This window comes from Loktanella sp. D2R18 (genome assembly GCF_003318235.1).
Classification (GTDB): Bacteria; Pseudomonadota; Alphaproteobacteria; order Rhodobacterales; family Rhodobacteraceae; genus Yoonia.
This window is the reverse complement of record NZ_QOCG01000031.1, coordinates 54,259-73,098: the sequence shown is the minus strand read 5'-3', so window position 1 is coordinate 73,098 and position 18,840 is coordinate 54,259. Positions and strand designations below refer to the sequence as shown.

18 protein-coding genes are annotated in these 18,840 nt (G+C 52.5%); 5 read left to right on the top strand and 13 right to left on the bottom strand.

Annotation, left to right across the window (positions count from 1 at the left end):
- The 7 genes from DS901_RS17105 to DS901_RS17075 all read right to left on the bottom strand — a co-directional run bounded on the left by DS901_RS17105 (position 1) and on the right by DS901_RS17075 (position 7,337).
- Positions 1 to 927 (bottom strand): ABC transporter permease, encoded by a 927-nt coding sequence (locus DS901_RS17105; protein WP_113778145.1) that lies wholly within the window; start codon positions 925 to 927, stop codon positions 1 to 3.
- A gap of 12 nt (positions 928 to 939) precedes the next feature.
- A complete protein-coding gene (locus tag DS901_RS17100; protein WP_113778144.1) occupies positions 940 to 2,040 on the bottom strand; it encodes an ABC transporter ATP-binding protein in 1,101 nt (366 codons plus the stop codon).
- Entirely contained in the window at positions 2,022 to 2,867 is an 846-nt protein-coding gene (locus DS901_RS17095) for a GntR family transcriptional regulator (protein ID WP_113778143.1), read from the bottom strand. The genes DS901_RS17100 and DS901_RS17095 overlap by 19 nt, the downstream gene beginning before the upstream one ends.
- Positions 2,868 to 3,222: 355 nt before the next feature.
- Entirely contained in the window at positions 3,223 to 4,233 is a 1,011-nt protein-coding gene (gene arsB / locus DS901_RS17090; RefSeq protein WP_113778142.1) for an ACR3 family arsenite efflux transporter, read from the bottom strand.
- On the bottom strand, positions 4,230 to 5,495 hold the full coding sequence (gene arsJ / locus DS901_RS17085; protein WP_113778141.1) for an organoarsenical effux MFS transporter ArsJ: 1,266 nt from the start codon (positions 5,493 to 5,495) through the stop codon (positions 4,230 to 4,232). The genes arsB and arsJ overlap by 4 nt, the downstream gene beginning before the upstream one ends.
- Complete coding sequence (locus tag DS901_RS17080; RefSeq protein WP_113778140.1) at positions 5,492 to 6,490, bottom strand: ArsJ-associated glyceraldehyde-3-phosphate dehydrogenase; 999 nt, start codon at positions 6,488 to 6,490, stop codon at positions 5,492 to 5,494. The genes arsJ and DS901_RS17080 overlap by 4 nt, the downstream gene beginning before the upstream one ends.
- Positions 6,491 to 6,500: 10 nt before the next feature.
- Positions 6,501 to 7,337 (bottom strand): arsenate reductase/protein-tyrosine-phosphatase family protein, encoded by an 837-nt coding sequence (locus tag DS901_RS17075; RefSeq protein ID WP_113778139.1) that lies wholly within the window; start codon positions 7,335 to 7,337, stop codon positions 6,501 to 6,503.
- A 377-nt stretch (positions 7,338 to 7,714) separates the two neighbouring features.
- On the opposite strand from DS901_RS17075, the gene DS901_RS17070 reads away from it, so the two are divergent.
- The 5 genes from DS901_RS17070 to DS901_RS17050 all read left to right on the top strand — a co-directional run bounded on the left by DS901_RS17070 (position 7,715) and on the right by DS901_RS17050 (position 12,069).
- Positions 7,715 to 8,398, top strand: a complete 684-nt coding sequence (locus DS901_RS17070; protein WP_113778138.1) for a GntR family transcriptional regulator — start codon at positions 7,715 to 7,717, stop codon at positions 8,396 to 8,398.
- Positions 8,399 to 8,495: 97 nt separating this feature from the next.
- Complete coding sequence (locus tag DS901_RS17065) at positions 8,496 to 9,014, top strand: peroxiredoxin family protein (RefSeq protein WP_113778137.1); 519 nt, start codon at positions 8,496 to 8,498, stop codon at positions 9,012 to 9,014.
- A 151-nt stretch (positions 9,015 to 9,165) separates the two neighbouring features.
- A complete protein-coding gene (locus DS901_RS17060) occupies positions 9,166 to 10,149 on the top strand; it encodes a TRAP transporter substrate-binding protein (protein WP_113778136.1) in 984 nt (327 codons plus the stop codon).
- A gap of 122 nt (positions 10,150 to 10,271) precedes the next feature.
- Positions 10,272 to 10,784: a TRAP transporter small permease gene (locus DS901_RS17055; RefSeq protein ID WP_258546778.1), complete on the top strand. Its 513-nt coding sequence runs from the start codon at positions 10,272 to 10,274 to the stop codon at positions 10,782 to 10,784.
- 1 nt (position 10,785) lies between these two features.
- Entirely contained in the window at positions 10,786 to 12,069 is a 1,284-nt protein-coding gene (locus DS901_RS17050; RefSeq protein ID WP_113778134.1) for a TRAP transporter large permease, read from the top strand.
- Between the two features lie 43 nt (positions 12,070 to 12,112).
- Here DS901_RS17050 and DS901_RS17045 read toward each other — a convergent pair whose 3' ends face one another.
- From DS901_RS17045 to DS901_RS17025, 6 genes are all read right to left on the bottom strand, one after another.
- On the bottom strand, positions 12,113 to 13,342 hold the full coding sequence (locus DS901_RS17045; protein ID WP_113778133.1) for an AGE family epimerase/isomerase: 1,230 nt from the start codon (positions 13,340 to 13,342) through the stop codon (positions 12,113 to 12,115).
- 209 nt (positions 13,343 to 13,551) lie between these two features.
- Positions 13,552 to 14,028 carry a hypothetical protein gene (locus tag DS901_RS18605; protein WP_147249960.1) on the bottom strand — a complete coding sequence of 159 codons (477 nt, stop codon included), beginning with the start codon at positions 14,026 to 14,028 and terminating at the stop codon, positions 13,552 to 13,554.
- 276 nt (positions 14,029 to 14,304) lie between these two features.
- On the bottom strand, positions 14,305 to 15,285 hold the full coding sequence (locus DS901_RS17040) for a YeiH family protein (RefSeq protein ID WP_113778132.1): 981 nt from the start codon (positions 15,283 to 15,285) through the stop codon (positions 14,305 to 14,307).
- Positions 15,276 to 16,340 carry an ABC transporter ATP-binding protein gene (locus DS901_RS17035; RefSeq protein WP_113778131.1) on the bottom strand — a complete coding sequence of 355 codons (1,065 nt, stop codon included), beginning with the start codon at positions 16,338 to 16,340 and terminating at the stop codon, positions 15,276 to 15,278. Before DS901_RS17035 ends, DS901_RS17040 begins: the two co-directional genes overlap by 10 nt.
- Entirely contained in the window at positions 16,340 to 17,776 is a 1,437-nt protein-coding gene (locus tag DS901_RS17030; protein ID WP_113778130.1) for a carbohydrate ABC transporter permease, read from the bottom strand. The genes DS901_RS17035 and DS901_RS17030 overlap by 1 nt, the downstream gene beginning before the upstream one ends.
- On the bottom strand, positions 17,773 to 18,837 hold the full coding sequence (locus tag DS901_RS17025; RefSeq protein ID WP_113778129.1) for a carbohydrate ABC transporter permease: 1,065 nt from the start codon (positions 18,835 to 18,837) through the stop codon (positions 17,773 to 17,775). Before DS901_RS17025 ends, DS901_RS17030 begins: the two co-directional genes overlap by 4 nt.
- Between the last annotated feature and the right edge of the window lie 3 nt (positions 18,838 to 18,840).

Sequence of the window (18,840 nt, the reverse complement as noted above, 5' to 3'; positions counted from 1 at the left end):
CTACCACAGTGATGTGCGCGAATAGCGCTTGGAAATTGTGTTCGCGGTCATCACCAGAACAAAGGCAACAACAGCGTTAAATAGACCCGCCGCAGCGGCCAGATCATATTGACCGACCTGCAAACCTTGTCGGTAGATGTAGGTGTTCACGACATCGGCGGTTTGGTAGGTGGCGGGTTGGTACAGCAGGATGATCAGCTCAAACCCGACCTCAAGCAGGTTACCGATGCGAATGATCAGCATAATGATGATCGTCGGCATGATTGATGGAATGGTGATTTTCCACATCATCTGCCAGCGCGACGCACCGTCCACCACGGCACTTTCATACAGTGAAGGGTTCACCCCGGCGATGGCGGCCAGAAACACGATGGAGCTAAACCCAGCCTCTTGCCAAATGCCAGACCCGATAAAGATCGGGCGGAACCATTCGGGTTTGGTCAAGAAATAGATCTTATCAAAACCCAGCCAATCAAGCACCGTGTTGACCACGCCCGAAGACGGCGAAAATGCAGTAATCACGATGCCTGAAATAATCACGGTCGAGATAAAGTGCGGCAGGTAAACAACCGTCTGCACTGTCTTCTTGTAGGTTTGGTTCAGAACCTCGTTAAACATCAGTGCCAAGATGATTGGCATCGGGAACCCAAACACCAACGTCAGCATGCTGATAATGACCGTGTTTTTTAACGCCCGAATGAACTGGTCGCTGCCAAACAAAGTGTGGAAATGTTCAAACCCGATCCAAGGGCTACCCTCGATCCCGCGAAAAACGCTGTAGTCCTTGAACGCAATTTGCAGCCCGTACATCGGGCGATACAAGAAAACCAAGAACCAGATAATTGTCGGCGCCAACAGGACGTAAATTTGCCAATTGGCGCGTAGATGGTCCACGATCCGGGTCATTCTAGTGGTGTGATCTGCCATATCCAGACCGCCTTATGCTGCGCCCGGGTGGCCAAAGGCCATGCCCGTTTCGCCGTCAAAGACTTTGATATCGCTTGCCGCAATGCTGAGCGCGGTGACATCTTCAATCTCCATCGCTTTGCCGTTGGTTTCCGCCTTTGCGACAAAGGGTTTGTCAGACACCATCGTATGTAACAGCGCCTCGGACCCTAGGGTCTCGATCAGATCAAGAGTCACAGGTAATTTTGAGCCGCCATCAATCGGGGCAATCGACATGTGTTCGGGGCGCATGCCGACGACAATTTTGCGACCTTCGCTGTGCTCTAGCCCTGGAATGTCTGGTAGCCGGACAGAGACGCCATCGATTTCAGCCAAAGGTCCGTTGGCATCATAAGCCAGTGTTGCATCAATTTGGTTCATTGGCGGAGAGCCGATAAAGCCCGCGACAAAAGTATTGATCGGGTTGTTAAACAGATCCATCGGCGTGCCGATTTGTTCGATCCGACCGTCGCACATGACGACAATCCGATCAGCCAATGTCATGGCTTCGACCTGATCATGGGTAACATAAACACTCGTTACGCCCAAACGCTTGTGAAGGCGTTTGATTTCGGCGCGCATCTGCGTGCGCAATTTGGCATCAAGGTTGGACAGCGGTTCGTCGAACAAGAAGACTTCGGGGTGGCGCACAATCGCACGTCCCATTGCAACACGTTGGCGTTGCCCACCCGATAAATCAGCCGGGCGCCGATCAAGGTAATCTGTCAATCCCAAAATGCCCGCAACATCAGACACTGATTCAGCAATTTGTTCCTTTTTTACCTTCCGAATACGCAAGCCAAAGGCGATGTTTTCGGACACAGATAAATGCGGGTAAAGCGCGTAGTTTTGGAACACCATCGCTACATCACGGTCTTTGGGGGCCACACGGTTCATCACGCGATCACCAATTTTTAATGTGCCGCCAGAGATTTCCTCTAGCCCAGCAATCATCCGTAATGTCGTGGACTTCCCGCAGCCCGAAGGCCCCACCAACACAACAAATTCTTGCGACGCGATTTCCAAATCGATCCCGTGGACAACTTCAAATGCGCCATATTTTTTGACGATTTTTTCTAGTACGACGCCTGACATGTTTCCTCCGTGACCTGTTCGGAGCCCGACAGGTTCGTTTTTTTGCGCCGCGAACGTGGGCGCGTTGTGTTTAGAATTTCGATGGTGCGCATCAACTCTGGCTGATCAGCCAAGGATTTAATTTTTTCCTCAAGCGACCCGATATGCCCAATGAGCGCGGCCTGCGCGCCATCCGCATCGCCGTCCAGAATTGCGCCAATAATTGCCTTGTGGTCCGCGATGACCTTCGCACCGTTGCGAATATTTCGAATGCGCCGCAAGTGGCGCACGCGGTACACGTCTGTTTGCGTGCGGCGCATGGTTTCCCAAACGTCAGGAACCTCTGCTGCGCGAAAGAATTCTTTGTGCAATGCTTCATCAAGATGAAAGAACGCTTCAAAATCGTCCTTGTCCCAGGCTGATTGCTGCTGGGCCAAAAGGTCTTCAAAAACCGAAACGAATGCGTGCCGTCCTTTTGATTTAGCGGCCGCGCGGACTGCGCCGATTTCCAAGTGCAGGCGGGTGAAGCATGCCGAAATATAGCCTTCAACATTTAGCGGTGCGACATAGGTTCCGCTTTGCGGAACAATATTGACCAGCCCCGTGCCTTCCAGCCGAATGATGGCTTCGCGTACGGGCGTTTTACTTGCGTTCAGCAGCGCACCGATCTCTTTTTCGGAAAGGGCGCAGCCGGGCGTGAGTTTCATCGAAATGATAAAGCTGCGCAGCAATTCATAGATCTGTGACGCAAGCGGTTTGGCTGCATCAAGTGCCACCCCATCAAGCAAATCCTGCAAGCGCGCTGCGCTTGGCATACCCACAGGTGGATTGGCGATTTGCGCAGACATTTCAATCCCCCTCCCAAGGTATGAATGTCATACTAGTATATCAGTTAATCCAATCGCTCAACATAAATCTTTGCAACCTTAGGTATATACACCTTGACGATTAACTTTGATGCGATACGTAATTTTTCTTTTGTATTACAATCAATTAAGCATAATCTGCGTCAGAAATTTAACTACGACAAGGGCCAGCGGCAATTTAGATTTAGAAAATGAATGCACACCTAGGGTGAGGGTATTCGGGGTATTTTTTTCAAGAAATGCCGATAGAATCACGCTAAAGTAATGAACACGAGTCTGGATTTTCGTAGATAGACGTGGCCTAAGATCGTCACGAATAATGGCATTTTTATTTGAATCAGGCTGCGAACCGTGATCGGGTGCGGTTTGCGAATGCAACAAGTGTCAGCATGACAGGCACCTCGACAAGCACGCCCACAACCGTGGCTAACGCCGCCCCGGAATGCAGCCCAAACAGGCTGATTGCGACCGCAACCGCGAGCTCAAAGAAGTTTGAAGTGCCGATCAACGCGCAAGGGGCTGCGATACGGTGCGGGACTTTCATCGCGAAAGCAGCGGCATAAGCGATTGCAAAAATGCCGTAGCTTTGCAGAATAATCGGCACTGCGATCAGCACGATGATCAGCGGCTTAGTGACAATCACCTGCCCTTGCAGCCCGAAAAGGATCATCACCGTCACGATCAAGCCGACGATGGAATAGGGTTTTACTTTGGTTTGAAACACCGCGATTGCCGTTTCAGATTTTAATTTTGCGCGTGTGATCAGGCCTGCGACAAGCGGCAGCGCGATAAACAGCACAACCGATAAGACCAGCGTCGACCAAGGCACGGTGATATCAGTGACCCCCAGCAAGAACGCAACAATCGGCGCAAAGGCGATCACCATGATCAGGTCGTTCACGGATACTTGCAGCAACGTATATGTTTCATCGCCTTTGGTGAGCTGCGACCAGACAAAAACCATCGCGGTGCAGGGGGCCGCCCCGAGCAAAATCAGCCCCGCAATATATTGCGTCGCGTCTTCTTCGGGGATCCAAGGTGCAAAGATATATTTGAAAAACAACACCGCTAACAAGGCCATCGTGAACGGTTTGATCAGCCAATTGACCACGAGGGTGATGAATAGCCCGCGTGGTTGTTTGGCGACGTCGCGTAGCGATTTTGGATCAACCCCGACCATCATCGGATAGACCATCGCCCAAATCAGCACTGCAACGACAAGGTTCACGCTGGCAAATTCCGCCGCCGCGACCCCGCTAACCAACCCCGGCGCGATATTGCCCAGAATAATCCCACCGACCATCGCCAAGCCAATCCAGATCGACAGGTATTTTTCAAAAATATTCATGTCTGCGCCTCATGGGTTTGGGTGGGTCGCAACTGTGCGACTCCAAGCCAACTTAGCCCAATCATTGCGGCGGCAGCGCCAAGACACAATGGCAATCCGCCGACTTGATAGGTCAGCCCTGACAAAACCGTTCCGATCAACCGCCCGACAGCATTCGCCATATAGTAAAATCCGACGTCCATCGTGACTCGTTTTGCATCGGTGAAATTCAGGATTAGATAGGAATGTAGCGATGAATTCACCGCAAAGATCGCACCAAATATCAACAACCCGACAATGATTGTCGCTGTGAGCGGAGTGGAAGGCGTCGGCGTGATCCAAACCAAAGCCGCCAATAGCGCGGGGACCACGATTAACATCGCCACCCAGCGCTTTGCCTGAGCCAGCATTTCAGTCTCAGACCTTGTTGCCGCGCGCAAAATGCGAGGTGCGCCCCCTTGGACAAGCCCGTAAAGGATCGTCCAAACTGCCATAAATGTGCCGATCATAAAGAAGGCATTGCGGTTCCCGTCATGGCTGCCGTCAGATAAAACAGCATAGAAATAAATCGGAATGCCAACGACAAACCAGACATCGCGCGCGCCGAATAAGAACATCCGCGCGACGCTCAGCCAGTTGATATTGCGATTTTTGGACCAAACTTCGGTGAATTTCGCATCTTTTCGCCCGACGGGTAGGCCTGTGGGCATCCCGATCACAGCGCCGATCAAGATCACAAATAAAATCGCCGCCATGACCAGTACAGATGGCACAAAGCCAAATAGCCCCAGCACTGCGGCACCCAGCAAAAACCCGGCACCTTTCACCGCGTTCTTGGACCCGGTCAGCACAGCGACCCAGCGAAACAGCCCCGCGCCTTCGCTAGGCGCCAAGATTTTCACGGCACTTTTTGAGCTCATCTTGGCAAGGTCTTTGGCGACCCCAGACAACCCTTGGACCAACATAACGAACACAACAGACGCGGTGATCCCCCAAGCCGGGTTCAGCTGCGCGAGCGCCAAAAGTGCCAAAACCTGCAGTGTTAGACCCGCATAAAGCGTTGCCGTCAGCCCAAACCGTGCCGCGATCCATCCCGCAGAGAGGTTGGTCACAACACCCGCGATTTCATACAGCACGAACAAATAGGCCAGCTGCACGGGCGAAAATCCAAGCGTATGAAAATGCAAAAGCACCAACATCCGCAACGCGCCATCTGTCAGCATGAACGCCCAATAGGCGGCAGTCACAACCATATAGGCGGCAAATCCGGTGGGGCGTGTCACAGCTTGCTACCGACCATCAGCGCCACATCAATCAGTCGGTTCGCGTAACCATATTCATTGTCATACCAAGCATAGATTTTCAGTTGCGTGCCATTCACCACCATTGTGGATGGCGCATCAATGATGCTGCTGCGCGGATCGTTAGTGTAATCTGATGACACTAAAGGTCGCGTTTCATAGCCCAAAATTCCTTGCAACGGGCCTTCAGCGGCAGCTTTGAACAAAGCATTCACCTCTTCTGCTGTGGTTTCACGCGCCATTTCAAACACACAGTCCGTAATAGATGCATTCAACAGGGGCACACGTACAGCGTGGCCGTTTAATTTGCCGGCCAACTCTGGGTAAATCAGTGTGATTGCTGTCGCTGACCCTGTGGTAGTTGGGATCAAGTTGGTCAAGGCCGATCGCGCACGCCGCATGTCTTTGGCTGGACGGTCGATAATGGTTTGGGTGTTGGTCACATCGTGGATTGTGGTGATTGACCCGTGCTTGATCCCGATATTTTCCAACAGTACTTTCACCACAGGGGCAAGGCAGTTCGTTGTGCAACTGGCTGCGGTAACGATGCTGTGAGTTTCAGGGTCATAAATGTCGTCATTCACCCCGTAAACGATGTTGGCCGTTGGCCCGTCTTTGACGGGTGCAGATACAACAACCTTTTGAACGCCAGCAGCGAAATAGGGGGCAAGCTTGGCCTCAGTCTTGAACGCGCCGGTGCAATCAATCACCACATCCACCCCACCAAGTGGCAGGCTTGCCAAGTCGCGCGTGTTTGTGACCGGAATACGTATGCCATCAATCGTGATCGCACTGTCATCAGCGGCGAATGTGGCTGGCCACCGCCCGTGAACGGAATCGAATTCCAACAAATGCGCGTGCATCGTCGGATCGCCTAGCGCGTCGTTAATAAATGCAATCTCGGCACCGCTTTCAATCAATGGGCGCAAGGCCAGCTTGCCCATGCGGCCCAATCCGTTCAACGCGTAAGTCACCATTTTGATCGTCCTATTCTTGTTCAAGTTTGCCGATGTCATCGACTTGTTTTTGCAATGCGGCACGATCCAACAGGTTTAGTGACAATGCTGTGAAAGACTGCAACCGATTATGCAGCGCGCCATAGGTCTGATGGAACACCAGCCGTTTCTCGGCTTCGGTGCCTTCGGCCTTTACCGGGTCGGGCATACCCCAATGCCCTGATATTGGTTGACCGGGCCATGTTGGGCATTCTTCGTTGGCAGCCTGGTCGCAGACGGTGAAAACAAAATCCATCTTTGGCGCGTCGTTTTGCTGGAATTCGTTTACATTTTTAGACCGAAGCGACGAAATGTCGTGGCCTTTCGCCTGAAGCATTTCCACCGCAAGCGGGTTCAGTTCAGACCGGTGCATCGTGCCAGCCGAATAGGCCGTAAACCGATCGCCAGCCATATCCCGCAAAATTGTTTCGGCAAAGATGGATCGCGCTGAGTTGCCCGTACATACGAACAACACATTGAATTTTTTGTCAGTCATTTGAGGAAGCCCATTTAAAAGATCTGAGTAAGATGGCGGGCAAAGATCTGCCCGTCCGCGACAACAATCGAGGAAAAGGCCAGCAACAACATCGCGGGCCGTTGCCAGATTGACGGAATAAAGCAGTTGCGTTCCTTTGCGCTGCTGCGTGATCAGTTGGGTTTTGGTCAAGGCCGAAAGATAGACCGATGCCGTGCTCGGTTTGAGGTTAAGCACCGATGCGATTTCACCCGCAGGCAAAGCATCTGGACACCGACGCATGAGCAACCGAAAGACCGCCATGCGTTGCGGGTGGCTAAGGGTAGAAAGGCGATCTGTAAGTAATGATTCCATATTTCATGAATATTGGAGTAATTAGTCGCAGGTCAATTGAATTCGTAGCCCCAGATATGAAACTTCTGTAACAAACAAATGTCGCTTTCGATTCCAATTCTGCAAGTAAAAATAGAAGGCTCGCTTTTGAGACGGTGACATACTAGTATCGCTGCGTGGGCGGTTGTGATGCGCAGCCACTACACAAATTCTTGGGAGGGAGTTTTGGGGCTAGCAACAGTAACGGTTGCGCGGGGCGGATACCTATAATGCGCGATATTTGCGCTAGCTAATGTGATGGCGGGGAAAATGCCTCAGCTTTCCATGTGCCGACCAGCGAAACTCTGGCCAATTGTTGAAACTCAAGTTATTCCCTTTCCGAACCGGAGGACAAGACGATGACAGCAACAGCCCGCACCAAAGAACGCAAGACGAGCGTCGATGTCGTCTTTGAAACGCTTTATGGTGCGATCAACAATCTTGAGATGTTGCCCGGAGACAAAATTTCCGAAGCGGAAATTGCGGCCCAATTTGGCGTATCGCGCCAGCCAGTGCGCGATGCGTTCAGCCGATTGGCGAATTTGGGGCTGTTGCTAATCCAGCCGCAAAAAGCAACCGAGGTGAAGCGTTTCTCGCGCCGCGAAATCGCGAAATCGCGGTTTGTCCGCATGAGCGTTGAATCTGAGGTCATGCGCCGTGCTGCTCAAAATGCCACAGCTGCCACGAAGACTGCGCTTGACGCGAATCTTGCGCAACAGGCGCTAGCGGTTGAGGCCGGAAGCTACGAAAAATTTGGCAAGCTTGATTATGCCTTCCATAACATTCTGTGCAAAACGGCCAAGGTCGACTTTGCGTTTGAGCTTATCTCAGCCGAAAAAGCGAACGTTGATCGCCTGTGTATGCTGAGCCTATCAAAAGAGGATCGGATGCCAGAGCTGCTTGACGATCATACAAAAATCGCTGAGCGCGTATCCGCAGCTGATGCCGAAGGGGCTGTCGCAATCGGGCGCATTCACCTGGCGCGGCTTGATGCGACAATCGATGCGATTTTTAAAGATAAGCCCGATTATTTCGAGCCCTAAACGAGAATGTGAATTTTGACTGAATTTGTGAACTGGTATCCCAGAGCTTGACCCGCTAGGCTCCGCTATGTGATCAGAAAAAAGGGGAGTAGATCAGATGCCAACACCAAAACCAATCGCGGGTAGCATTCTTACGTCAATGTCATTTTCTAAACTCGGTGGCGGCACGCTGACAGTCGGTGGCCCGCGTGAGAACTGGACCTTGTTTGTTGTGTATCGCGGTAAGCATTGCGGGCGCTGCAAAAAGTATCTGAACACTTTGAACGACATGCGCGGCGCGTGGGCCGATGCAGGGTTTGATATCGCGGTTGTATCTGCGGATCCCCTTGAAAAAGCTGCGGCTGATCAGGCCGAATTTGGCTGGGAATTTGATATCGGATATGACCTATCAGAAGCCCATATGACGCAGCTTGGCGTCTATATGTCTGACCCGTTGTCGAGCGGCGAAACAGATCGCCGCTTTGCTGAACCGGGCATCTTTGTGATTCGTCCAGACGGTAGCCTTGTGATTGTTGCAATCTCGAATGGCCCTTCTGCGCGTCCGGATTTAGCAGAACTTCTTGACGGTATGATCTTTACCAAAGTGAATGATCGCCCCGCGCGCGGCACTGCTTAACAAGGATTTTGCTGCGCAAATCGGGTTTTTGCAACGGTTTGTTTGACACCGCTTCGCTAAGAGCATACTAGTATACCTGTTGGCGCAATCGGACGGATTCTTTTCCGTGCCGGTGGGGGGCGCAAACCATATTTGTATCTGGGAGGATCACATGACGACATCATTCACACTTCGCAGTGCCGTTCTTGGCAGCTGCCTTGCACTTGCAGCGACTGGGGCCTCAGCCGAAGAGCTGCGCGGCTGGAACATCCACGTCGAAGACTATCCGGTTTCTATCGCGATGGAATCATTCGCTGCCGAAGTTGCAGAACGCACCGGCGGTGAATTGACCGCAAAAACATTCCACAACGGCGTTTTGGGCAGCCAGCCTGATGCGATCGAACAGCTGCGTCTTGGCGTCATCGACTTCGGTGAATTCAGCCTCGGCCCGTTCGGCACGTCTGTTCCAGAAGCAAACGTTGTTTCACTGCCATTCATCTTCCCATCCATCCCAGCGATGTATGAAATGATGGACGGTGAAGTTGGCGAAGCCATCTCTGAAGGCATGCGCGCCCGTGGTGTCGAACCACTGGGCTGGTACGATGCTGGCGCACGGTCTTTCTATAACTCTGTCCGTCCAATCAACACGCCTGCAGACGTAGAAGGTCTGAAAATTCGCGTTATGAACAACAATTTGTTCGTTCAGATGGTTGAATCAATGGACGGCAACGCAACACCAATGGCATTCGCCGAAGTGTATCAGTCGATCCAGACTGGCGTTGTTGACGGTGCGGAAAACAATCCGCCATCATATGAATCAACAAGTCACTTTGAAGTTGCTTCTTACTACTCGCTTACAGAGCACCTGATCATTCCTGAGTGCCTGTGCATGTCCAAGATCACTTTCGATGGTCTGTCTGCTGAGCAGCAGGAAATCCTGAAAGAAGCTGGTCACAACTCTGCAATCTTGCAGCGTGAACTGTGGCAAGCACGTGAGGCGGCTTCTATGGAAATCGTTCAAGCTGGCGGAACAGTCGTCAACACGATTGCTGACAAAGGCCCATTCCAAGACGCAATGGCGCCAGTATACGAAGGCTTCCTAGCAGAAAACCCTGACCTGACTGATCTGGTAAACCTGATCCGCAACGCTGAATAAGCGCGGCACATCTTTGGGCGGCTTGCGATATTCACGCGAGCCGCCCTTCCTAATTCCCCATCAAAACAACACACGAGGCGAGTATGTCTAGCCGTAGAGCGGTTCTTAACTGGATCGAAAAGGTGCTTGGAGCCGTCGAAAAGCTCTGCATTTTTATCGCCTCAATCTCATTGGTCATCCTGATCGTGACGTACTTCTGGTTGGCGTTTGGCCGAAAGGTACTTAACGATTCCCCGACCTGGGTTGAACAACTCTCTTTTGTTCTGATCTGCTATATCGTCTTTCTTGGCGCCGCAGCCGGCGTCAGAAATAACACCCACCTCGGCGTGACAGTTTTTCGCGACATGATGCCTGTAATGATTCAAAAAGTACTCATTGTGAGTATTGATTTGATCGTTGCCGCCTTTGGGCTCGTTATGATGGTGTCCAGTTGGCGTTGGGTCGCCTTTGGTTGGGACTCACTCATCCCGATGCTTGACGTTCCCGAAAGCATCCGGTCAGCGGCTATCTGCATATTCGGCGGGCTGATCTTTATATTTGCGGGCATGCGCGCCATATCGCGCATCCTGACATTTTCCACATGGTTGCCCGAAGAGCCATTCTCAAACGACCCGATCGAAACGGAGAACTTATAGTATGGGCCTGCTCATTTTGTTAGGCGTTTTTGGCGCCGGTGTCGTTATTGGTCTGCCTGTCGCCTTTGCAATGGGTATCGCTGCTGCGTCCGCAATGTGGTACGATAGCTTCGGTCTTTTGACGACGTTCCAACAGGCGACTGCTGGCATCACAGCCAAGTCATTGCTGGCGATCCCGTTCTTTGTCTTTGCGGGGGAGTTGATGCTGCACGGCGGCATTGCGACACGCCTTGTCAAATTGGCGCAGGCGCTGGTAGGGCATTTCAAAGGCGGCCTCGCCATGGTCAACATCTTCTCAAGCATGTTATTTGGTGGCATTTCTGGGTCTGCCGTTGCCGATATTTCTGCTCTGGGTTCAATCCTTGTGCCAGTGATGAAAGAACGCGGTTACCGGCCAGATTTTGCCGTTAACGTCACCGTGACATCGTCCATCGCAGGGATCGTGATTCCGCCAAGCCACAACATGATCATTTATGTCGTGGCAGCTGGCAGCGGCGTGACTGTGTCCAAGATGTTCCTAGCAGGCGTCATTCCAGGCGTTATGATGTGCATATGCATCGCCATCGCGGCCTACATTTTGTCGATCAAGCACAACTATCCTGCTGATCCCTTTCCTGGCTGGAATACCGTCCGCAGTACCGCGTTTGACGCAATCCCTGGGTTTTTTACGGCGGTGATCATCGTTGGTGGTACACTGTCGGGATGGTTCACTGTGACCGAATCCGGTGCATTTGGCGCGATTTATGCGTTGTTGCTGACCAAGTTCTATTACAAAAGCCTCAGCTTGGATTCGTTTAAACGGTCCGTTGTCGGAACGGTGCGCACGACGTCCATGGTCATGGTCTTGATCGCATTCGCCAAATCCTTTGCGTATCTGCTCGCAATCTATTCGGTGCCCGAGTTGCTCAGCTCAGCGCTGATCACGATTTCGGACAATCCGATCATCATTCTGCTAATGATTAACCTGATCTTGCTGATGTTAGGGATGATCATGGACATGGCGGCATTGATTCTCATTTGCACGCCGATCTTTTTGCCCATAGCTGTAGGACTCGGAATGGATCCGGCACAGTTCGGTATTATGATGTTGGTGAACCTTGGCCTTGGCCTGTGTACCCCACCCGTAGGGACATGTTTGTTCGTCGGTTGCGCTGTTGGTAAAATTAAAATCGAGTCGGCCCTGAAGTCTATCTGGCCGTTCTATCTGGCGCTTTTGGGTGCTTTGGTTTTGGTGACGTTTATTCCTGCGGTGTCGCTTTGGTTGCCTGCGGTCTTTGCAAAATAGACAACAAAGCGGGGCGCTACAATTTGTGGGGCGCCGCTTTTGTTTAGGCCCGCGGCTTTGCCATGTTCGAAATACCTGGTGCCAATGCAAATAGAGATGCTTGCACAGCGTGATAAATATCAGGCTTCCCTTTGAACTGCGCATCCGTCGGCACGCCTGCGCTATCAATTTCAGGATACCAACCGCCACGCGCGTGATCGACGAAATGGTTATCCGCGAATTGCCATAGCTTGCGATACCAGTCTTCATCTGCCGTGGTCGGGTCCAGCTTGATCAAGGCTGCCAAAACGCCAATGGCTTCGGTAACGGGCCACCAATACCGGTCTTTGATCGCAGGGGTTCCGTCGTGGTTTAGCGTGTAGATCAACCCGCCGCGTTCAGGGTCCCATGCATCATCAAGTGCAGCTTGCATGAGGTTACGCGCTGCATTCACCGCGCCTCCCTCTGGCCGTCCGCGCAGATCCCAGTATTGCAAAGACAGGCGCGCCAATTCAAACGAATGCCCCGGCGTGGTGCCGGCTGGGCGGAACATCGGGTTCTCAGAATAGGCCCAATCGATCTGCCAATCTTTGGTGTAATGCTCGGCCAGTCGCCATTTGTTCGCCGGGGCAATTTGCCCGACAAAGAAATCCAAAATGCGGCCTGCTTTGTCCAAATAAGCGGTACGACCCGTCGCCTCATATGCGGTCAACAAGGCTTCAACTCCGTGCATATTGGCGTTCATGCCACGATAGGTCGAAAACGGGGTCCAATCGCGGTTCCATTCGTCTGCGAACAAGCCGAAATCGTCTTGCCAGAATTTCGTTTCAAGCACCTTTGTTACATCATCAATTATGGCCATCGCCTCCGGATGCCCCGCCATATGCGCGGAAGATGCGGCCAGCAAAACAAACACATGCCCATAAGCCAGCTTACGCCCATCATGGATGTCATCGCCATCTAACGCCCAGACATAGCCGCCATAGTCGGCGTCGCGATGGTGGCAATTGAGGTATTTCAAACCGTGATCAACCACAGCGGCACAACCCGCGGACCCTGCCATCTGCCCAAGCGCAAAGGAATGCACCATGCGTGCGGTTGTATGCAATTCTTGTACGGTGCTGTCCAACGGCGCGCCGTCCAGATCAAGCACATAAAACCCGCCGGAAGATCGCAAACTTGGGCGAAAAAAGTCGAACTGTCGCTGTGCATCCATCTGCAAGTAGCCGCGATGTACCGTGTCTAGCAGCCAATGTTGATGGCAATTGTTTGGATTGCAAAGCGGTCGCGTCATCGTCGTTCCTCGGGTGTTTGGGGCGAATGTGTGCCCGACTGCAGGCAGCCAGCCAACCCAACACCCTTGATCACTAACTTACGTCATGGCAAACTATATGCAACCGACACCCAAAATGACCTTCAAACAGCAGTGGTCGAAGTCTGCTATGCGGACAAAGCGTGAATTCGCTGCGGTTGCGCCAATGGCTGCTTCTGGGAGATGCAGACCTAGTAGTCCACAAGTCGAAGTCGCAATATGGCATCAGCTTGCCCCACGTCCAAGAACTCGTTGCCTTTGTTATTATCTGAAATTCCGGGCGCGGAGAACGATAGTAAAATGTCGCGATATACTCCTCTTGGGGTATTTTGTCTAAGTGGATGGCCTGCCGGAAGTGCAACTGTAACGGGGGACGTTTCGTAACCACAACAAACGAACTGCAAAGGCTCCATCCCGTAGGACGAAATCAGGATTCTTTGAACATCTAACACACGGTTTGCGGGAACTGTTAACGCGGCCGTAACCACTGTTTGAGATTCTGTTGGGCTTTCACATTGGTTTATTGGAATATCTTGGATATCATTAGGTAGAAACTGGATAAGAAGTTCGCAACTTTCATCTATTGTGGGTTCGTCTGCCTTGGCAGATGAGGCGCAAACCAAGGCAAAGCACAGTAATGCCGAAGAAGTAAGTGTTTTAGAATTCATGGATAAACCCTGTTAAAAGCTCAGGTGGTTGTCAAATTTTTGCACTAACCTTGATAGCAGACATTAGCTGCATTGCAGAAACCTTGTCAATTTGGGCTCAAGCCTGCCATTCGCTGCAAAAAACGTACTAATGCCCTCTTTGTCGAATGGCTTGCAGCGTCATGTCAGATGATCTTTGATCACCTCAGTCGGTTAGGGGTGATCATTTTGGTGCCGCTTTGCCCCGGCATCATAAAAACGTAAACCCTGTATTGAAGCCCATCTTTCGGGCTGAAATCAAAGCAGGGTATGCTGCCCAATTAAAACATAACCTGCGAGCGCGACCGTCAAGATTAAGATCATCAATGGCGCTGATCTGCCCACGGAACGCAAGTCTTCGAACGATGTCTTCATCCCGACGGCCGCGACAGCGGTGACAAGACATGCGCGTGACACCGTATCGGCAGTTTGGATAGCGAAGTCAGGAAGCCACCCAAAGGAGTTCATCGCCGCAAGTGCCAAAAACCCAATTACAAAGCCCGGGACAAGCGGCACGCCTTCTGCACCTTGACCGGATTGACGCAGGAATAACGCGCCAATGAAAACCACAGGCGCCAGCATACCGACCCGGAACAGTTTGACCAAAGTAGAAATGTCGCCCGTTTCTTCCGACACGGAATACCCGGCGCCGACAACCTGCGCGACGTCATGGATGGTCCCACCCAAGAAAACCCCCGCTGATTGGCTATCCATGCCCATGGCGCTGATCAATATCGGATAAGCGATCATCGCCACAGTTGAGGCGAGCGTGACCGATACCACAGTAAAGGTCACATCGCGTTCTGTATTTTCGCCTTTGGGCAACAAGGACGCGATCGCCATTGCTGCTGACGCGCCGCAAATTGCGACTGAACCGCCGACCAAGAAGCCAAAGGAACGGCTACGGCCAAAGAGCGGGGCAAGCACTAACCCCAAGAGAATGGTCAACGCCACCCCAGATGCAACGAGCGCCACATTGGCAAAACCGATCTCTGCGACCATATCAACGCTGACGCGCACCCCCAACAAAGCCACCCCGATCCGCAATACGCGGCGTGACGCAAAGGCGATCCCGACCGAAGTGCGTTCTTCGGTTGATAGAAATTGAAACGGAATGCCTAGCAGGATGGCCATCAACATGACCGGGGCGCCGTAGTGTTCTGACAAGAATTGCGCGGCCATTGCGACCATCGCTGCGAATAAGAGGCCGGGAAAAACGGCCCTAGCGTTTAGTACCATGCTTGCCCGCTGGCCTTATCAAAGACGAATAATGCATCGGAATTTACTGCAGCGCGGAGCCCGTCGCCGATTTTGACATCCGTTTGGCCGGGTTGGTGCACCACGATAGATTCTCCTGTTGAAAGCTCTGCGAACAGGTAACTTTCAGCACCCAGTTGCTCTACTTCCAAAATCGACAAATTGATCGGTCCAGTCGGATCGATGATCAAGTCGCGTGGTCGGACACCCAGTTCAACGGGCGTGCCTTCGGGCCCGTGTAACCGTGCCGGATCAACTGCAATCTCCGTTTTATCATCCAAAATAATGCCCTGCGGACCGACCTTGCCTTGCAAGAAATTCATCGCGGGAGATCCAATAAACCCTGCAACAAAGCGGTTCTTGGGATGGTTGAACAGGTCCAAGGGGGTACCAAATTGTTCAACCTTGCCGGCCCGCAGGACCGCGATCTTGTCGGCCATTGTCATGGCTTCGACTTGATCATGGGTGACGTAAATCATTGTGTTGCCAAGCCGCCGATGCAACGCACCAATTTCGCGTCGCATGCTTACGCGCAATTCGGCATCAAGGTTGGACAGCGGCTCGTCAAACAAAAAAACCTTGGGTTCGCGCACGACCGCACGGCCAATGGCAACACGCTGACGTTGCCCGCCAGATAGCTGGCCGGGACGGCGATCAAGGTAAGGGTCAATCTGCAGCATCCGGGCGGCTTCGGTCACGCGCTTCTCAATCTCAGCTTTTGAGGTCTTAAGATTTTCCAATCCAAAGCTGAGATTTTTGCGCACCGACATATGCGGATAAAGCGCATAAGACTGGAACACCATCGCCAGCCCGCGCTGGGCCGCGGGTACTTGGTTGACCACGGTTTCGTCGATTTCAATGTCACCCGCGCTAATGTCTTCTAGGCCTGAAATTACCCGTAATAGGGTCGATTTTCCGCAACCAGACGGTCCAACGAAAACGCAGAATTCGCCGGATTGAATTTCCATGTCGATCCCATGGATGACATCAACATCACCATAGGATTTCTTGACGTTATTAAGGACAAGTTTGGTCATTATTTCAGTCCTGTATTGGCAATACCGGTGGTGATGTATTTCTGCAAAAACACGAAGACGAGCGTCGATGGCACAAGGCTGACCATCGTCATCGCAAGGCGGTAATGTTCTTGCGACAGATGTTCGCCGCGGAATTCAAGCAGGCAAAGTTGGATGGTGTAGGCTTCTTTGGTGGTGGCAATCGCGACCAACGGCAGGATCAAATCGTTCCAGCGCCAGATGATCGACAAAATCCCAAGCGCGGCCAATGCAGGCATTGCAAGTGGCAGCACGATCCGCCAATAGACTTTCCATTCCGACGCCGCATCCATACGCGCGGCTTCGATCAATTCATCTGGGATTGACAGCATGTATTGGCGCAGCAAGAACACCCCTGTTGGCGTTGCCGCGCCTGGAATGATCACACCCCAAATGGATCCTGATAACCCGGTCGCGTTGACCGCCTTGAACACACCAACCAGCGTAATGGTTGGCGGCACCATCAAGGTGGCCAGAATGACGATAAAGAACGCGACTTGGCCGCGAAATTTATACTTTGCCAACGAAAATGCGGCCATAGAGTTGATTAAGAGCGTCAATACCGTCGCGATCAACGTCACCAGGACCGAGTTAGTGAAACACGTCGCAAAGTTTACGTTCACACCAAAGGCATTTCCGGTCAGCGGGTCGGTGAAATTGTTCCATGACGGATCAAGCGGACGGCGCATTGTGATATCCGCGGTGTTCAGACGCACGACGTCAGCGCTGCGATTGTCGACATAGCGGGCAGGGGTTAGTGCGCGCGTGGCCTTAAAATTTGAAATGCCAAATAGGGTTTCTTCACCTGTTTCGGGGTCTGGTGCGCGCGCTAGAATTTGTAGGGTCAGCCGCGAAGGCTCGTATCCGCCGACGCCCAGAAATTCAGACAATAGCCGCTGATCTTCAGGCGCAAGGGCCGCGATCACTTCGGCGGGGTCGAAATCTTGTTTGGCAGCAGCTGACATGGACGGATACCGCAGCAACCAATCAGGCAAATCCTGCGCTGCGACCATTTCACGGACCAATGTTGGCACATAGCCCAGTTGCGACCGCACGGCGTATAGTTCATTGCCCGACCAATCGGCAAGAAACGCTGGGATGTCATGGCTGGCTTGTTCTGCGTCCGACAGATCATTCCATCCCAGCACCCAATCAGGCAGGTCCTGAATGAAAAAGATTTCTTTACCGTCAGGGCCGGACACTGTGGCGCGTGCCACGCTTTCAAAGCTGGAAGGCAACAGTGATAGGTCTTGCTTTTCAAGCTGTGATGCGGATTTGAGCGAGTTGAGCGCAAGCCACATCACCGGAATGACAATGACCAAGAACCCAGTGAACAGATAGGCATAGGTCAGCCAATCAAGCCAATTCGCCTGGCGACCGCCCGCTTTGCGCGTCAGAAATGTTGCGAGTGCTGTCATTTTTTGCTCGATTTCGATGAAAGATAGACTTGCAGCAGCGACAACATGATCAGCACGACCGCAACCAATAGCGACGCCATCGCCGCAATGCCCAGCCCATTGGCCGTTGGCTGCCCGCGCAGGCCAGAGGTTTCAAAAATATAGCCGACAAGCGACGTCCAGCGCACTGACATCGCGTAGAGCTCTTCAAATGCTTGGAAGGCTTTGACCAGCGATAGCACCGTCACCACCAGTAATGTAGGGGCCAAAAGCGGGATCGTGATCCGCGTCAACTGCCGCCATGCAGGGGTGCCATCCATTTCGGCGGCCTCATAGACATCGCGTGGGATCGCCTGAAGCCCGGCCAAAAGGATCAACATGTAGAACCCCAGATGCGCCCACGTGTAGACAAACACGGACCAAAACATCGTCCAAGACGGATCGGTCAGCCACTGTACCGGCGCGTCAATCCAGCCCCAGCGCATCAGTGTTTCAGAAAGCACGCCTTGGCGTTTGAGGATCAGGCTCCAGAGAAAGCCAACAACTACGGGCGATAGCATCACCGGGTAAAAGAATACCGCGCGCCATAACCCACGCGCCACGATTTTGCGGTTCAACGCCAAAGCCGACGTCAGCGCGACCGCGATCATGATCGGCACTTGGAACACCACAAATGTTGCCGTGTCATAGACCGCGCTAAGAAATTTATCATCTTCGAGGTTCGCAGCCCCGGTGTCGATTTGGGTTTCCGACAACAGGCGGCGCAGGTTGTCTAACCCCGCCCATTCGCGATCAGAAAACAGAATTGATTGCCCTTCGGTCACCGAAAAACCCATGTTGATGAACAGGGGCGCAAAGGTGAACAGCCCAAAAATGATCATATTGGGCAGCAAGAATAGATAAGGAAGCCCGGTTGCGCCCGACAGGCGCTGGGTCATTTCAATGGGCCAGCCAAGCGTGCTAATGCAGCGATCCCAGATGGGCCCGGAAGGGCGCAAGAGCGCCCAACCGTTGATCAAATAGATCAGCAGATAAAGCGGCCACGGCGAGCCGGAAAAAGCAGCAGATAATGCCTCAGACATGCC

Bases quoted from the DNA above. Each gene is read 5' to 3' on its own strand.
- DS901_RS17070 (WP_113778138.1), top strand. From the start codon at position 7,715: ATGACAGCAACAGCCCGCACCAAAGAACGCAAGACGAGCGTCGATGTC.
- DS901_RS17075 (WP_113778139.1), bottom strand. From the start codon at position 7,337: ATGGAATCATTACTTACAGATCGCCTTTCTACCCTTAGCCACCCGCAA.
- DS901_RS18605 (WP_147249960.1), bottom strand. From the start codon at position 14,028: ATGAATTCTAAAACACTTACTTCTTCGGCATTACTGTGCTTTGCCTTG.
- DS901_RS17025 (WP_113778129.1), bottom strand. From the start codon at position 18,837: ATGTCTGAGGCATTATCTGCTGCTTTTTCCGGCTCGCCGTGGCCGCTT.
- DS901_RS17040 (WP_113778132.1), bottom strand. From the start codon at position 15,285: ATGGTACTAAACGCTAGGGCCGTTTTTCCCGGCCTCTTATTCGCAGCG.
- DS901_RS17065 (WP_113778137.1), top strand. From the start codon at position 8,496: ATGCCAACACCAAAACCAATCGCGGGTAGCATTCTTACGTCAATGTCA.
- DS901_RS17060 (WP_113778136.1), top strand. From the start codon at position 9,166: ATGACGACATCATTCACACTTCGCAGTGCCGTTCTTGGCAGCTGCCTT.
- DS901_RS17100 (WP_113778144.1), bottom strand. From the start codon at position 2,040: ATGTCAGGCGTCGTACTAGAAAAAATCGTCAAAAAATATGGCGCATTT.
- DS901_RS17045 (WP_113778133.1), bottom strand. From the start codon at position 13,342: ATGACGCGACCGCTTTGCAATCCAAACAATTGCCATCAACATTGGCTG.
- DS901_RS17035 (WP_113778131.1), bottom strand. From the start codon at position 16,340: ATGACCAAACTTGTCCTTAATAACGTCAAGAAATCCTATGGTGATGTT.
- arsB (WP_113778142.1), bottom strand. From the start codon at position 4,233: ATGAATATTTTTGAAAAATACCTGTCGATCTGGATTGGCTTGGCGATG.
- DS901_RS17030 (WP_113778130.1), bottom strand. From the start codon at position 17,776: ATGACAGCACTCGCAACATTTCTGACGCGCAAAGCGGGCGGTCGCCAG.
- DS901_RS17095 (WP_113778143.1), bottom strand. From the start codon at position 2,867: ATGTCTGCGCAAATCGCCAATCCACCTGTGGGTATGCCAAGCGCAGCG.
- DS901_RS17050 (WP_113778134.1), top strand. From the start codon at position 10,786: ATGGGCCTGCTCATTTTGTTAGGCGTTTTTGGCGCCGGTGTCGTTATT.
- DS901_RS17080 (WP_113778140.1), bottom strand. From the start codon at position 6,490: ATGGTGACTTACGCGTTGAACGGATTGGGCCGCATGGGCAAGCTGGCC.
- DS901_RS17105 (WP_113778145.1), bottom strand. From the start codon at position 927: ATGGCAGATCACACCACTAGAATGACCCGGATCGTGGACCATCTACGC.